The sequence below is a fragment of the Mesorhizobium sp. M0830 genome (genome assembly GCF_040319965.1).
Classification (GTDB): Bacteria; Pseudomonadota; Alphaproteobacteria; order Rhizobiales; family Rhizobiaceae; genus Mesorhizobium.
The window spans coordinates 16,907-32,006 of the sequence record NZ_JAMYOR010000054.1 but is presented as its reverse complement, the minus strand read 5'-3'; the positions used below and the strand labels follow the sequence as shown (position 1 = coordinate 32,006).

Annotated in this window: 11 protein-coding genes; 5 read left to right on the top strand and 6 right to left on the bottom strand. The window is 57.9% G+C overall.

Annotated elements, in window-relative coordinates:
• Window positions 1-118 precede the first annotated feature (118 nt).
• Both NKI20_RS25755 and NKI20_RS25750 read left to right on the top strand, forming a co-directional pair.
• Window positions 119-901 (top strand): HpcH/HpaI aldolase family protein, encoded by a 783-nt coding sequence (locus NKI20_RS25755; protein WP_352835619.1) that lies wholly within the window; start codon window positions 119-121, stop codon window positions 899-901.
• A gap of 301 nt (window positions 902-1,202) precedes the next feature.
• Window positions 1,203-1,967: a GntR family transcriptional regulator gene (locus tag NKI20_RS25750; protein WP_352726479.1), complete on the top strand. Its 765-nt coding sequence runs from the start codon at window positions 1,203-1,205 to the stop codon at window positions 1,965-1,967.
• Window positions 1,968-2,135: 168 nt separating this feature from the next.
• On the opposite strand, the gene NKI20_RS25745 is transcribed toward NKI20_RS25750, so the two are convergent.
• From NKI20_RS25745 to NKI20_RS25720, 6 genes are all read right to left on the bottom strand, one after another.
• Entirely contained in the window at window positions 2,136-3,746 is a 1,611-nt protein-coding gene (locus NKI20_RS25745; protein ID WP_352835616.1) for an ABC transporter substrate-binding protein, read from the bottom strand.
• Window positions 3,747-5,095: 1,349 nt separating this feature from the next.
• Window positions 5,096-5,830, bottom strand: coding sequence for a GntR family transcriptional regulator (locus tag NKI20_RS25740; protein ID WP_352835614.1), 735 nt, complete (start codon window positions 5,828-5,830; stop codon window positions 5,096-5,098).
• Between the two features lie 387 nt (window positions 5,831-6,217).
• Window positions 6,218-7,510: an alanine racemase gene (locus NKI20_RS25735; RefSeq protein WP_352835611.1), complete on the bottom strand. Its 1,293-nt coding sequence runs from the start codon at window positions 7,508-7,510 to the stop codon at window positions 6,218-6,220.
• A 400-nt stretch (window positions 7,511-7,910) separates the two neighbouring features.
• Window positions 7,911-8,897, bottom strand: a complete 987-nt coding sequence (locus NKI20_RS25730; protein WP_352835608.1) for an ABC transporter permease — start codon at window positions 8,895-8,897, stop codon at window positions 7,911-7,913.
• A 121-nt stretch (window positions 8,898-9,018) separates the two neighbouring features.
• Window positions 9,019-10,065 (bottom strand): sugar ABC transporter substrate-binding protein, encoded by a 1,047-nt coding sequence (locus NKI20_RS25725; RefSeq protein ID WP_352835606.1) that lies wholly within the window; start codon window positions 10,063-10,065, stop codon window positions 9,019-9,021.
• Window positions 10,066-10,104: 39 nt separating this feature from the next.
• A complete protein-coding gene (locus NKI20_RS25720; protein ID WP_352835604.1) occupies window positions 10,105-10,878 on the bottom strand; it encodes an ATP-binding cassette domain-containing protein in 774 nt (257 codons plus the stop codon).
• A gap of 385 nt (window positions 10,879-11,263) precedes the next feature.
• Between NKI20_RS25720 and NKI20_RS25715 the strand changes: the two genes are divergently transcribed.
• The 3 genes from NKI20_RS25715 (at window position 11,264) to lhgD (ending at window position 15,097) form a co-directional block, all read left to right on the top strand.
• Window positions 11,264-12,133 (top strand): SMP-30/gluconolactonase/LRE family protein, encoded by an 870-nt coding sequence (locus NKI20_RS25715; RefSeq protein ID WP_352835601.1) that lies wholly within the window; start codon window positions 11,264-11,266, stop codon window positions 12,131-12,133.
• A gap of 268 nt (window positions 12,134-12,401) precedes the next feature.
• Window positions 12,402-13,868 (top strand): NAD-dependent succinate-semialdehyde dehydrogenase, encoded by a 1,467-nt coding sequence (locus NKI20_RS25710; protein WP_352835598.1) that lies wholly within the window; start codon window positions 12,402-12,404, stop codon window positions 13,866-13,868.
• Between the two features lie 26 nt (window positions 13,869-13,894).
• Window positions 13,895-15,097 (top strand): L-2-hydroxyglutarate dehydrogenase, encoded by a 1,203-nt coding sequence (gene lhgD / locus NKI20_RS25705; RefSeq protein ID WP_352835595.1) that lies wholly within the window; start codon window positions 13,895-13,897, stop codon window positions 15,095-15,097.
• Window positions 15,098-15,100: the final 3 nt, after the last annotated feature.

Here is a 15,100-nt window from a genome sequence, read left to right as displayed (position 1 = left end):
GAACCGGCGGTACTTTGTCCAATCGTTTCTTGTTGAGCCAGCTTTTGCAGGGCCTTTCAGTTTCGAGAGCTGAGCACCTTTGGATATATCAAACGGCCAAGACTCACAGGAGACTTTTTTGAAAAACGCCCTGAACGCGCGTCTTGCGAGCGGCAAGGCCTGTCTAAACGGTTGGTTGGCTATCCCCTCGGGATTCTCCGCCGAAGTCATGGCCAGGGCCGGGTGGCACAGCATCACGGTGGACCTTCAACATGGGGTCCAGGACTACCTCACTATGGTGCAGTGCTTTCAGGCGATCGGCGCCTATCCGGTGACGGCCGTGGTTAGAGTTCCGTGGAACGAACCTGGCATTATCGGCAAAGTACTCGACGCTGGCGCTTGGGGCGTCATCTGCCCGATGATCAACACTGCGGAGCAGGCGAGGGATTTCGTCGCTGCCTGTCTCTACCCCCCTGCTGGGAACCGATCGAACGGCCCGGTTCGGGCAGGTGGCTATGGAGAGCCTGGGAACCTCTATCAGGAATTCGCAAACGAGGAACTGGTTGTATTGCCGATGATAGAGACACGCCAGGGCGTCGAGAACCTTGATGAAATCCTGGACGTTCCTGGCATTAGCGGCGTCTATGTCGGCCCAAGCGATTTGGCCTTCTCGTTTGGCCTGCGACCGACCTTAGACCTGGAGGATACGAGATTCCTTGCTGTCTACGCACGCATAATCGAGGAGACAGGCAAGAGGGGGCTGATTGCCGGCCTCCACTGTGCGGCTCCGGCCTATGCGGCAAGGATGATCGATATGGGGTTCCGCATCGTGACCATTACCAGCGACGCCACGCTCCTTGGCCAGATCGCGCGGGAAACAGTCAAGGAGATCCAGACCTCCGCAGGCGACCTGAGCCGATAGCGGCCGTTCCCGATCATCTGTCCGAAGACCAAGAGCAAAAGCAGCCGCAACCGCCGCGCCTTTGTGGCCAAACAGAAGGGTAATTGGAGTGCCCCAACTGGAAGCCGAACGGCTCGGGCCTGCCAGCGTGATAGTGTAAAGGCAAAGCCTCTGCCCATCGGCGTTGTAAACATCTCTGTGGTGTTTCTGCCGCCGTTTCGAATATACTGGTTGGCGCAAACTCCTGTGTCGAGCGAAGGTCACAAAGGATTGCCCCTTCGTCAGGGCAAGCCGATCGGCTGAACGTTGGGAAAGGAAGTCGATGTCTGTTACCGAGAGCTACGATGACGACGACGCTGCCCAGGAGGCAGACGAAGCCATCGACCGAAACCGCGATAGCCTTTCGGAACAAATCTATGCGCGGCTGCGCCTTGCGTTGATGACAGGTCTCTACGGGCCTGGAGCCCGTTTGAGCATCCGCAAGCTGGCGGTCAGCTACAATACGTCTCCAACGCCAGTCCGGGAGGCGATTGTTCAGCTCGTAAGGGAGGGGGCCTTGGAATTGCGGCTTGGATACCAACCGCGGGTTCCAGTGCTGTCAATTCCGCGATACATCAGCATCAGGGAAACACGCGCTCCGCTGGAGCGGCTTGCTGCCGAATTGGGTGCGGTTAACATTACCGACGAGGAAATCCAAAGACTGCGCGAACTTCACGATACCTGGGTGAAGTCTGAGGCGCAGGAGCAATGGAAAGCTGCTCTTGCTGCTAACCAGGAGTTTCATTTTACGATCTACCGGGCGTCAGGAAACGAGGTCCTGGTTCACGTTATCGAAAACCTGTGGCTACTTTCCGGACCGTTCGTGAACAACCAGTATCCAAACATTCTGCAAGCGGCATCGAAGGTGCATCCGCACGTGTTGATCATAGATGCGCTCGTGCGCAGGTCGCCGAGCGAGGTCGGCGACCTCGTCTTGCGCGACACACGCGAAGGCTCCTACCTGATCCTTCAACAGTTGAAGGAAACGCAGCGGCTCGGCAAGAAGAAGACGGCAGCGAAGCAGAAAAACGGCCAAACGCTCGATTGAACCCGCATTCAGCGCCAGCTTACAGCAAGATGTTCTGTCTGGTTGAAAACAGACAATGTCGGCCGACGTCTCGGCGCAACGCCCCGCAGGTAAACTTTGATCGACCGGCGGGTGAAGCACCTCGCCGGCCGATCGACTATCCTCGGGCTGGGGGTTGGCGGTACCAACCTATTGCTTGAAGCTTAGTTCACGCAGTGGCATCAAGTCGTTGAGGCTGTAACGAACGCCTTGCACGTGTTTGTTATAGACGTAAATGTTGTCGGGATTGACGAGGCCGATAATGATCCGATCCCCTGTCATTTCCAGGGCAGCCTGCTTGAAGAATTCGTCACGCTTGTCCTCGGGAGCCGCCAGTGCCTTGTCCAGCAGTTCCTTCTCCTTGGCGTTCAGCAATCCGAGGCGCTCGGCGCCTGACCGCTTTGCCCACCGTGTCCCGGGGATCATGCCAAAATTGTCGATATACTGCCCCGTCCCATAATAGTCAGGGGCATAGAATGAGGCGGTCAGTGGCGTGCCGTCTCCACGGACGGTATCAAGCCAGACTGGAAAGGTCAGCGGTTCAAGCTTGATACGAATGTTGGCCTTGGACAGATCCTGTTGAAGCTTCTGCATGAGAGTGGACATATCCACCCCGTAATAGTTCATGTTTGGAAACTTCGCCTCAAGATCGAGCCCGTCTTTCAATCCAGCCTTTTCCAGCAGTTCCTTAGCCTTTTCGACGTTGTATTCAGGCTCCGGCAAGCCTTGCGTGCCTGGCCATTCGTTCGGAACCGGAGACGGCTGCAGCCGACCGGCGCCACCGACGGTGAACTCGACAAGGCCTTTGTAATCCACCGCATAGCCGATCGCCTGTCGAATTTCCTTCGTCATGGGAACGGGGTTAGCCTTCGCCCCAGGGCTAAGCGCCATATAGATATAGTTTGCCGATGGCAAAGAATCTACGACGATATCGGGGGATGATATAGTCTTTGCTGTGTCAGGATCGATTTGCATCGCGATGTCCACATCACCGTTCTGGATCAACTGCGCCTGCGCAACCGAGTCTTTCACTTGCTTGAAGAGCACCTCGCTGACGCCTGCTGGTTGCCCCCAATATTTATCGTTCCGCTTCAATCGCAACTCCGCATTGGGACTGTATGCCGCCAACACGAAGGGACCGCTGCCAGCCGAGTTGGACAGGAACCATGGCTCGGCAGGATCGGTGCCGGCGTCTTTCCCCGCCCGTGCGCCGTGTGCCTCGGCCAGATCACTATTGATGATCGCAGAGCTGCTCACCATGACCTTGCCAAGGAACTCGCCATCCGGCTGGGTCAGCTGGACTTTGACGGTGTGGCTGTCGGGCGCCTCCATTGACTTGATCGTGCCCAGCGTCCAGGCGTTACCGCCTTGGCCATTGATGAGCCTGTTCCAGGACCAGATGACATCTTTTGCCTCCACCGGAGTACCGTCTGCAAAGACGGCCTTGGGATTGAGCTTGAACACGAAAGCCGAGTTGTCCTCGTTGGCCTCCCATGACTCTGCCAGTCCCGGCTCCACGGACCTCCCGTCTTTGCCGAGATGAACAAGCGTTTCGTACGTAGCCGTCAGGTAAATCATGCACGTGTCGCAACCGGCCCGCGACGGATCGAGTGAGTTCAGGTCTAGATTCCGGGCAATCACGAGCGGCCTGTCCTGTCCCCAGGCGAAGGTGGGAGCCGCGACCGGAGCGATCAACGACGCGGCAATCGCGGCGAGCCTCAACCCGTTCGGGTAAGGGCGGGATTTCAAGGAAATATTCATGGTCTTCCCCTTTTTTGTTTGTGCGCTTTTCATTCGCCAGTCGGCCGCGCAACATTGACTTGGCCGTATCGGGCGTTCGGACCGGATGCTGGTCGTGAACATCCGGCGATGGCTTCATGGATGCTTCGGAGAAGCCGGACGAGCGGTGACTGGCAGATTCTGCTAACGCGGGACTGAACGCGCGCGCCGGCGCGACGGCCCCGTCCTAGCCAACTGCGAGTGTGGCGGCATTCTGTCCGTCCTCCCAACGGGTCTGTCATTTTGGTATATCATAATCGCCGCTTTTGGCAATGACGTTTTTGGCGGTACCGCGCAACGCTCATTTGATATATCAACACAGAACTTGAAACGATGGGATTCTGGCTCAGTAGTGGGGCACACGGTGTGCCGCAAGGCTGGGCGACGCGCTTGCAATTTCAACCTCGATGACGGGATTATGCCGGGGAGCACGCCATGCCCTTCAATCTGAAGAGGGCGGATCACATCCATCAGGAGCGCAACTGATGTTGCGTCCCGCGAATGGCAGCGCACAACCGCCGCGCGGTAAACCCCTCGTAAACGATGGAACCCCGAGACAGCGGGCTCCGGAATTGCGATACAATTCCGATGAGCTTGGCCACGCCCGGATGATCGAGAACGTCCGCGAATGGAAGCAGTGCTCCCAATGCAATGGGCTTTCCTCTCAAGCAGCTCGGCGTAATTTCAATTGTGGTCCACGATATATCAAATGTCTCTGGAGTTGCTAAGCTGCATAGGGGAGCCTGGCGCCGCGACAAAGAAGGCGGCGATTGCTGCGACCGCAGTTGTAGCCGATTTGACAAGCGGGACCGCCCTATACCTTCCGGCGCACAATCATGGCAGATGGACGCAGCCAGTCGGCTCAAACCGCCAAATGGCTGCTTGGTCGGCGAGCAAGTTTTGTGGTCTCGCCGCAGCGATGCGTCTAAACTGCGCATGACGTCAAACTCGCCGCGCAGTGCTGGACTTACTCAAGCCTCATATCCCGCCCACGATCAGGCACGCTATTCGTGCCCTCTCCGCCGAGGTAGAGGCAACGAAATCTCGCCGAGTCGTGACTTCAACCTGCCCGCGTCGGTACGAGAGCAAATCGGCGAGCTTCGGCGTCGACAAGTGCGTGGTTTCGGTGGCATCGCCTACGGAACGTCCCATGCAACCGCGTTGGCGCCCCCTTTACTGTGACCGCATGCCTGGGGAATGCGACGTAAGAGTTTCGATCATGATGATCTCGCCATCGAAAGCCTTAGAACTCGCGCAGCCGAACTCCACCCGGCCTTAGGCGCGGCGAGTAGCCGCCGAACCGGCGGCTAGGGCAATCCGCTCCCTTGGCCTTATATCACCTTCTGTTTCGGATTCTCTCTCTTCGAATTGAGCAGTTCGATAATCCTGGAAGAACCCTCGCGCAAATCGCGCACCGCCATTTCGCCTGCTTCGGCCGGAGACCGCCGCTCCAACGCGTCGATCAGCAGCAGATGTGGGTGCACTCCAGACCTGCTCAGGCGTATGTTCCGATATTGATAATAGACAACTGGGTAAGACAACATCCAGAGGTTCTCGATGATGCGAACCAAAATATCGTTCATGGATGCCCTATACACCGTAAAATGAAACTCATGATTAGCAGCAATTGCCGCTTGCCAATCCCCCTCAGCTTCGAATTGCATCCACTTGTTATTGATCTCCCGAATGTGTCGGATACCCTCGTCTGTAATATTGACTGTGCTAAGTTCAGCTGCCAGCCGCTCAAGAGGTATGCGAGTGTCGCGGATCTTGATGTACTGTGCAATCGAGAGAACCGGCACGATAGGCTGGTAACCCGACCGCAGTTCCAGTGCTCCCTCTCTTACGAGCTGCATAACTGCTTCACGCACGGGTGTCGGCGAGGTGTTAAAGGTCGCGGCCAGCTTTCGGATGCTTAAACGGCTACCGGGCTCATACCGAGCGGTCATCAGTGCACTGCGCAGCTTGGCATAAATCTGATCAGCCAAGCTGTCGCGATTCAACCCTATGCGGTCGTCAGTTTCCTCATCCGAGCGTTCAACATCCGTCTTTGTCGCAAGCATCATTTCTCCCTGCCCGTAGCCGGGCACCACAATACCAGAATCCCAATCTCGTGCCTCTCAAAACCTGTAGCGGCAGGATTCACTGTCGGAGTCTGTGATCATCCACATGCAGCAGTCAGCCGCAACATGTTTTAGAGCAGTCCCGATGACGGATCAGCTGCCCTGTGCAGGTCTGCCGATCCAATGAGCGTCCACTGAGCGTTGACGGGCCAGCCATGGGCGGGTGCGGCCTCGAAGTTGACGAACGGCAAGCCACCGAAGGTGGGCGTCAAGGAATGCATCAATTCAGCATCGTCGGCCTATCGTTGAACATGCAGATGGCCGATTTTCCAAGTCGAGGATCGCTCCCATGCCCCCCGCCGCCAGATCTAATCATTCCCGGCCTTTTCCTTAGCCAAAATGGGTTTTAAACGCGGATTGGACCCGGTATTGATCGTCGGTGCCGTAGACGACGCTCCAACACTGGAGCGCCGTGCAGGGATGTGAGATGCCAAGTTGAAGGATGTCTCCCACCAAGAGGCCTTCGACGCCTGGTCCGGAAATGAAGGCGTGTTGGTCGTTCACCTTCGCGACGACCGGCAGTTGGTCATCTACTGAGGTAACCTTGACGCCATCACGGTAGATTTGCCGCACGATAGGGACCCCTTGGTCGGTTGGCGCGTCGCGCCTTCCGAACCCTGCTATGGCAAGACCCGCTTCCGGCCGAGATACGACTTCCGCCCAAAGTGACAACACGGGCCTGATCGCATTTCCTATCGATCCATAGCGACTTCTTGCTGCTATTGCCGCGAGAGCCCGCTGCTGCATTCCGTCGTCAGAGAAGAAGATGGCTCCGGAGCGCAGCACCAGTGAGGTCGGGCCTTGAGTTTCCGCCACTGGCCGCAGAGCGTCGATCACCTCGTCGAAATAGCTCGAGCCGCCTGCGGTAATGATCAAGTGCTCGCCCAACGGTACGGCTTCTCTGGCCGAACGATGCGCGTCAGCAACCAGTCGAAAAAGCTGGCGAAATACGACCTGATAGTCGACGCCGCTTCCGGCCGCAGCGCCGGCTTCGTAGGTTGCGACGCCTGCCAGTCTGATCGCGCCATTCGTGGCGATGATTGCGTCGCGGATCGCCATGGCGGTACCGATGTCTCTGGCGCCGGTCCGTCCGAACCCGACCTCGATCAACCCGAAGGCTCTGGCCTCGCCTCTCTTGCGAAGGGCACGGTGCAGAGCCCTTACGGTTTCGACCGAATCCAGGAAGACATACGCGTCGACGTCCGGAAAGAGCGCCAGGGCCGCGGCCAGGTGAGTACAGCCGGTCATTCCACCGGGGGGGCTTCCGTAAATGATGCGCTTCACGCCTGCAGCCATTAGTGCAGACAGCTGCTGAACATTCGCCACGGTCGCCCCCCAAGCGCCGGCGGTGATGAGCGAGGCCGCTAAGCCTGGCATCATGGGCGTCTTGGCGTGAGGCGCGAGGAGCACTTTCTCGTTCTCGGCGAATTGCAGGAAATTGGTGGCATTAGATAACAGAGCTTCCTCGTCCAACGTCAGCACGGGCAGTGTCATGCTGCCGTCGTGCGGCGACCAATTCATCGCCGTGAGCCTTCCGTTCGATATCACGACCCCGGGCGGAACGCCTCGTACGCTCCCATCAAGCTCGAGGCCCGCGGCTTCATTAAAGTCCAGCAACTTCATTGTCGCACTCCGTTGGAAATCGCAGTCTAAGCTTGTCTGACATCTCGTTGCCTTCGACGCTGGCTACGGGGCCAACGCTATCGGGGCCGCTCAGATCTGGCGGCGGACCGCGCTGCGATACACCGCACGCCGGAGGCTGCCCACCCTGCCCCTGGCACAGGTGCGCCACTGATTCTCGCCGCGCGGCAGGGGTCAGAGCGGATCTTCTGCATCCTCTCCCAAAGAACCAACTAAACTCAGTAGCGCGCCATGATAGATGCCTCGCCAGTCCGGCGGTGGGAGCCCCGTCCTCTTCGCTGTGAAGAACGAAGCCAGGACCAATGACCGCTCCAGCGCTGTCGATGACTGAAGTTGTGCCCTCCTCGTTGACAGACAGTGCCCTCCACGCAGCCAATTCTGTTTATAGGTATCGCCTCCGGACTGTTGTCTTCAGGGCATCCAGCAACATCGCCGCGAGAACCAGAGCGCCTTGAATCATCTGAGTGTATTGCGGCGGCATCGAAAGGAGGTTGATCGCAGTTCTGATTGCACTCAATAGAAGCACGCCGGCAAAGACCCCGGACAATCTGCCGACGCCACCCTTTAGGCTCACTCCACCGATGACCACCGCTGCAAACGCTTCGAACAGCATCCCAATACCAAGGTTCGGGGTCGCCCCGGATGTTCGAGCTGCGAGCAACCATCCGGCAAAAGCCGCGAGTGCAGCCGATAGCACGAAGCTCCATGCGGCGATCTTTTCTACAGGGATTCCGGCCCGGAATGGCGGGATGGGGTTGCCGCCCACAAGGTAGAGATAGCGGCCAAACGGCGTCTTCTTCAGGACGAATGAAAATAGCAAGAAAATGGCGACCGTCAGCCAGGCAAAGAGCGGGATTCCCGCTAACTTGACTAGGGCGATCGACCTCAGCGAAGCGGGCAATCCAAATACAGCCGAACCGCCATTGAACGCTACGACAGCGCCGCGAAGGAAGATATATGTCGCGAGCGTCGCAATGAACGCATTGATCTTCAGCTTAATAACGAGGAGGGCGTTGGCGAGACCGATGGCAACGCCCAAGCCAAGAGCAACCGCCAGCGTCCCTGGAATGATCAGCCAACCTGGGCTTTGCCCCCATCCCCATCCGAGCGGGCCGGTGCTAACCAAGGTCGCGGTAACCATGGCGGCAAGAGCCATGGTCGACTCGATCGACAGATCCATTTGCCCGGCGATGATCGTGATCGATAGGCCGACCGCGAGGATGCCGACAAACGTGGCCTGCTCGATGATATTGAAGAAGATGCCGAATTGAGCATAACCAGGAATTGCGACACAAAACACCGCAAGAATGGTCAGCAGGATCAGCCATACGATGTTCTCGAGTGCGGCTTCGATAAGCGTCCGCTTCATTCCCTGCCCTATCTGCCGAGGGCGAACGGTCTCCTGGTCACTTAAACTTGTCATGGTTGCCTCGAAAGCAAGCCTGAGGCCGAGCGAGCGTACTCGGTCCCCAGGGGGTCAAATCAAAACGTCAACCGATTGGAGTGACCTTGACGTCCGGGATCTTGCCATTTCCCCAAACGTCCGGGTCGTCAACATTTTCCTTTGTCACGACCTTTCCAGGTATCTTGAAATAAGGACCCCATGACTCGATCGTCAGCGCAGCGTCAAGGCCAAGAACCTGATAAGTGCCGACGTTGAGAGGCTGTTTATTGACAAGCTTATCCAACACCTCAGCCACGGCCAATGCTTGCGCATACATGGGCTGCGCAACCGACGCTTGCTGCCATCCGGCACGAATCTGAGCCAATCCACCGGGGTCGCCGTCGCCATCCAGGCACATGACCTCGCCTGGCTTCTTTCCGGCCGCTTCGAGCGCTCCTTGAACTGCGGACGCCAGATACCCCGAGTGATAGAAAATAACATCGATGTCGGAGTTAGCCTGCAGCTGGTTCTGTGCCGTGCTGCCGGCGTTGGTTGGTTCCCACTGCGGCGTCGGCTTAGTGATAAGCGTCACGTTGGGAAGCCCCGACAACTTCTCGCCGAAACCCTTTGCCAGGCCCACAACGTACGAGTCGCCGGGATCTCCCATGATTTGCAGCACTTTGCCTTTGAGCGAACCCTTCCGCTCCTTGAGAAGCCGGATCGCCTCATCCCCAGCAATGCGGCCGATCTCAATTGTGCCAGCCACAGAGGTAAAGTCGAGCTTGGTGCTCTTGATCTCGCGATCAAATGCGATCACCGGAATTCCGGCGGCCCTAGCCTTCTCGACGCCAGGCACGGCTGCGTCGTAGTCGACGGCGGCGAGGACGATCGCCGTTGGATTTAGATTGATAATGTTGTCTATCTGGTTCAGCTGCAGATCGGACTTATTGCCGCCATCCAAGGTGATCATCTCGTAGCCGATCTGCTGAAGGAAGGCGGCCTCGACCTTTGCGGACGCCGGATAGAACGGGCCGCCCGAATCAGGAATTAGGAAGTACACCTTTCCTTTACTGGCAGCCGACACGCGGCTGGACGCCAGTCCGGCCATGGCTGCCAAGGCAAGCCCGCCTATCTGTCTTCTCGAAAAATTCATTGCTGCGCTCCCTGTTTTCTTATTGCCGAGGACAAACGATCAGGATGCGGATCGGCGAGCCGCATCTCCGGTAATCATTCGAATGACATCCTCGTGAGTTGTCTGGGCAGTCGGCACGTTCCCTGCAACCCGCCCCTGATGCATGACTACAATGCGATCCGCGATCTCGAAGGCATGGGTCATATTGTGGGTGACGATGATCACCGCGATACCCTGATCGCGCACGTGCGCGATTGTTTCCAAGCCCCGTCGCACTTGCTCCACGCCCAGCGCGGCAAATGGCTCGTCTAGCACGACGAGCTTTCCACCCCAGTGGACAAAGCGGTTAAGTTCGATCGCTTGACGTTGGCCGCCCGAGAGATGCTCTGCGTTAAGTCGTACAGAACGGATGCGCGTACCTCCTGCACTCAGCACCTTCTCAGTGATTGCCTTCATCTCGCCCTCCCGAAGAATCGGGATGCCAAGAAATCGGCGAGCGAGTTCGCGTCCCATGAAGAAATTCGCGACAACGTCGGCATTCAGGCAAACGGAGAGGTCTTGGTAGACGGTCTCGATGCCCATCTGCTTGGCGTCGTGAGGAGACTCGAAGACGCGCTCCTCGCCTTCGAAGAAGATCTTGCCGCCTGACGGCTTCAGTCCGCCAGAGATTACTTTGATCAACGTCGACTTGCCTGCGCCGTTATCACCCAGCAGGGCCAGCACCTCGCCTCGACCGACGGAAATATCCACTCGATCCAGCGCCATGACAGCGCCGAAATGCATACTGATGTCCTTCAGGTGCAATAAATCGCTCACGGCAGCCGCGTCCCTCATGCTGTTTCCGCCATTGATCGACCATATACGATATTTCATAATGGTCAAAGCTGATATTTAGGAAACTGGCTCAAAGCGTCGCACTATGAGTCAGGCAGTCACATCGGGAGAAAAAATAAAACCTTGCAGCTACTCGGAATCCCGGAGCCGCAGCGTTCATTTTGAACGCGGAACGTGTTTCGGCGGCGCCGAATTCCTCACCGGAAGGGCGGATGGCCGTAGCAATTTGATGTTTGCATCTCATATTTCGTTCTGTCGCAGGACAAAATCGGCTCGACAAGTTCGAAATTTGCTATATCAAACTTACGTCGGCTGATATAAATTCTGGACGTGCTAATTTTTTGCACTTCCTGGTTGCCGCCGGCGGGGTGAAGGAGAGTATCGTTTGCACTTAGATTCGACCCAGTCGTTCACGCGACATGTTTCCTTCGAACTCGCCCTCGGGGAAAGTCCGGTTTGGGACGACGACCGGCAGATACTTTGGTTCGTCGACATCTTGGCGCCGGCGCTCTATCAACTCGATCCAGCTTCGGGACAATTGACCGCTCATCCGATGCCTGCGGCGGTCGGCAGCGTCGGCATGGCGCAGAGCGGACGCTTGATCGTCGCGCTTCGAAGCGGAGTACACCTTTACGACCCGGCGTCCCGATCGCTGGAGTTTCTCGTTCATCCTGAGCCGAATGTCTCGATCAATCGTCTCAACGACGGCAAAGTCGGTCCGGACGGCTGCTTTTGGGTGGGCAGCATGCACGATTCCGTTCCCCGCTTGCCTACCGCGTCACTTTACAGGATCACGCCGGACGGCCGGTGTACTCGGATGTTGGGCGGAATCAACGTGTCGAATGGTTTGGCTTGGAGCCCTGACGGCACAACGATGTATCACGCTGACTCGAGAGGTTCGGTCTCTGCATATGATTTCGATCCCGCCAGCGGCCAGATGTCCCGAATGCGGGTGCTGGTCACGCCCAGTGAGGCAGAAGGTCTGGCCGATGGTGCCGCGGTCGATGTCGATGGCTTCTATTGGAGCGCCGGAGTAACAGCAGGCTGCGTCAACAAGATTTCACCGGCCGGCGGCATCGTGGCCTCGATGCCGGTGCCCACCGATGCGCCAACGATGCCGTGCTTTGGGGGGCGCGATCTTCGAACCTTGTTCATAACGTCGCTCTCGACAGCCCGCAACGGCAAGCCGGACCAGGGAACCCTGATCTCTTGCCGGATGGACGTACCTGGCGCGCCAATCGGGAAGTTTGGGTGATGGAGAGCTCACTGATATTCGACGAGACCCGACACCCGCGTATCGCAGGCCTTTTCTTGTCGAACTCGCCACGCCGGAGTTCGGCTGGGCACACGTCCTCTTCCAGCAAACCGAAGCATCGTCGCGCCTGCGCGCCCTGTGAAAACCGAAAGCAGCCCTCACTGCTGGCAGACAGTGTGGGTCCAGTCTCGACCTGGATGCCCGAAAAACCGGGGTGCAATGCCAACCACTCAATGGCCGCGACCCTATTAGCCAAGAGGATATAGACGTGACCAAGCCTTTACCCTCGACCGAAATCGCCTATCACGACGTTCTTTTGCATATCGACGGGAATTGGCGTCAGGCAAGCAACGGCCGAACCTCTCCCGTCGTCAACCCGGCCACTGGCGAGGTGCTGGGCGTGTTCGCCCATGCTGGAGAGGTTGATATTAGAGCTGCGATAGCGGCCACGAGCAAGGGTTTCGAAACGTGGCGCGCGACCTCGCCGTTCGATCGGTCCAAGTTGATGCGGCAAGCCGGCGAACTGCTGAGAGCCCGCTCTGAGCATGTTGCGCGACTGCTGACACTCGAACAGGGAAAGCCGTTCGCCGAAGCCAAGGCAGAGACGCTGAGTGCCGCCGACATCATCGATTGGTTCGCCGAGGAGGCGCGGCGCACCTATGGGCGTATTATTCCAGCCCGCTCCAGCGCTGTTCGCCAACTCGTGATTAAGGAACCGGTCGGGCCGGTTGCTGCATTCACACCCTGGAATTTCCCCGTCAGCCAGCTTGCGAGGAAGCTTGCCGCCGCCTTGGCCACAGGCTGTTCAATCATCATCAAAGCCGCCGAAGAAACGCCTGCAGCGCCAGCCGAACTGGTACGCGTGTTCATCGATGCCGGCTTGCCGGACGGCGTCATTGGTCTTCTGTACGGAACACCGGCTGAAATCTCACAGCATCTCGTGCCCCATCCGGTGATCAAGAAGATATCGTTCACTGGATCGACTCCCGTCGGCAAGCAGTTGGCGTCTCTGGCTGGCCAGCATATGAAGCGAGTGACTATGGAGCTGGGTGGTCACGCACCGGTGGTCGTTCTCAAGGACGCTGATCTGTCACGCGCCGTGTCGACGATGGTTGCCTCCAAGTTCCGCAATGCGGGGCAGGTCTGCGTTGCGCCGACACGCTTCCTCGTTGAGGAGCCCGTCTATGACGAGTTCGTGGCGAAGTTCAGCGACGCTGCCAGCAAGATCAGGATCGGCAACGGGCTCGATGCAGAGACAGGCATGGGTCCGCTGGCCAACGCGCGACGGGTCGAAGCGACAGAGATGTTCGTTCAAGACGCGGTGCAGCACGGAGCCGAAGTGGTGACTGGAGGCGAAAGGATAGGCAATACCGGCTTCTTCTTTCAGCCGACGGTCCTCTCCAATGTGCCCACATCGGCGCGCGTCATGAACGACGAACCATTTGGCCCCCTGGCGCTCATGATCCCGATGCGGTCGATTGACGAAATCATGGTCGAAGCAAACAGGCTGAATTTCGGTCTGGCGGCATACGGGTTCACCCGGTCGGCAGCCAGCGCCGCAAGGATCGGCGATGATATCGCTTCGGGCATGATGTCGATTAATCATCCTGGGTTGGCGCTCCCAGAAGTGCCGTTCGGTGGCATCAATGACTCGGGCTACGGCACTGAGGGCGGGGCCGACGCATTGGAAAGTTATCTGAACTCCAAATTTGTTTCCCATTTGCAAATCGACTGACTTCCCAAAACAGACGGAACCAATCCATGAGCACATACGACGTCGTGATCATCGGCGGCGGCATTGTTGGCGTTGCGACCGCAATGCGGATAAGTGACCGCTATCCTGGTTTTTCAGTTGCGATCATCGAAAAGGAGGCGGACCTCGCCCAGCATCAAACTGGGCGAAACAGCGGCGTCATTCATGCCGGCGTCTACTACAAGCCAGGCAGCTTGAAAGCCTTGTTCTGCAAGGAGGGGGTCGAGGCGACCATAGCTTTCTGCCGCCAGCACTCCATACCATTCGATCAATGCGGAAAGATGATCTTGGCGACAAAGCCGGACGATCTCCCGCGCATGACCGCTCTCCACGGACGCAGCAAGGAGAATGGCCTGAATGTCGAAGTTCTCGATGCAAAGGAGCTTGCGCGGCGTGAGCCCAGGATAACAGGCCTCGGGGCGCTATTCGTGCCGACCACTGGCATCGTCGACTATGCCGTAATCGCCCGCAAAATGGGTGCGGAAGTGGTGCGCCACGGTGGTGAAATCCTCACCGGCTTGAAGGTCGAGGCCATCAAGGAGGACCCGAACGGGGTCACGATCGAGGCGGGCCCGAGGACAATCAAGGCACGTCACCTGATCGTCTGCGCCGGGATTATGGCGGACCGCCTGGCCAAGCTCAGTGGACTGACCCTGGATTTTCAACTGGTGCCATTTCGCGGCGAGTATTACAGGCTCGGCCCGCACAAAAACGACATCGTTAGCCACCTGATATATCCCGTACCGGATCCCGCCTTGCCATTCCTCGGCGTCCACCTAACGCGCATGATCGGCGGATACGTCACCGTGGGACCGAACGCCGTGCTCGCGTTCGCGCGCGAAGGCTACAGGTTTGGCGATTTCAGCTTCAAAGATGTAGCCGAGATATTCTCGTACCGTGGGTTCCGCGTGTTTGCGAAGAACAATCTTCGTTTGGGTCTGTCGGAGATGGCCAATTCTTTGAGCAAACGACGCTATCTGGCGCTTTGCAGGCAGTACTGCCCCGAACTGAAGATCGACGACCTGGAGCCTTACCGTCCGGGTATCCGCGCCCAAGCGGTAATGAGCGATGGGACGATCGAGCATGACTTCATCATACGCTCCACGGCCCGGATCGTGCATGTCTGCAACGCGCCTTCCCCGGCAGCGACGTCCTCCATGCCAATTGCTCGCGCGGTCGTTGACCGCGCGGCAACACAATTCGGCTGGTGAGGT

What these genes read in the sequence shown, in the direction of transcription:
- NKI20_RS25750 (WP_352726479.1), top strand. Translation starts at nt 1,203, where the DNA reads ATGTCTGTTACCGAGAGCTACGATGACGACGACGCTGCCCAGGAGGCA.
- NKI20_RS25745 (WP_352835616.1), bottom strand. Translation starts at nt 3,746, where the DNA reads ATGAATATTTCCTTGAAATCCCGCCCTTACCCGAACGGGTTGAGGCTC.
- NKI20_RS25740 (WP_352835614.1), bottom strand. Translation starts at nt 5,830, where the DNA reads ATGATGCTTGCGACAAAGACGGATGTTGAACGCTCGGATGAGGAAACT.
- NKI20_RS25735 (WP_352835611.1), bottom strand. Translation starts at nt 7,510, where the DNA reads ATGAAGTTGCTGGACTTTAATGAAGCCGCGGGCCTCGAGCTTGATGGG.
- NKI20_RS25730 (WP_352835608.1), bottom strand. Translation starts at nt 8,897, where the DNA reads ATGAAGCGGACGCTTATCGAAGCCGCACTCGAGAACATCGTATGGCTG.
- NKI20_RS25725 (WP_352835606.1), bottom strand. Translation starts at nt 10,065, where the DNA reads ATGAATTTTTCGAGAAGACAGATAGGCGGGCTTGCCTTGGCAGCCATG.
- NKI20_RS25720 (WP_352835604.1), bottom strand. Translation starts at nt 10,878, where the DNA reads ATGAGGGACGCGGCTGCCGTGAGCGATTTATTGCACCTGAAGGACATC.
- lhgD (WP_352835595.1), top strand. Translation starts at nt 13,895, where the DNA reads ATGAGCACATACGACGTCGTGATCATCGGCGGCGGCATTGTTGGCGTT.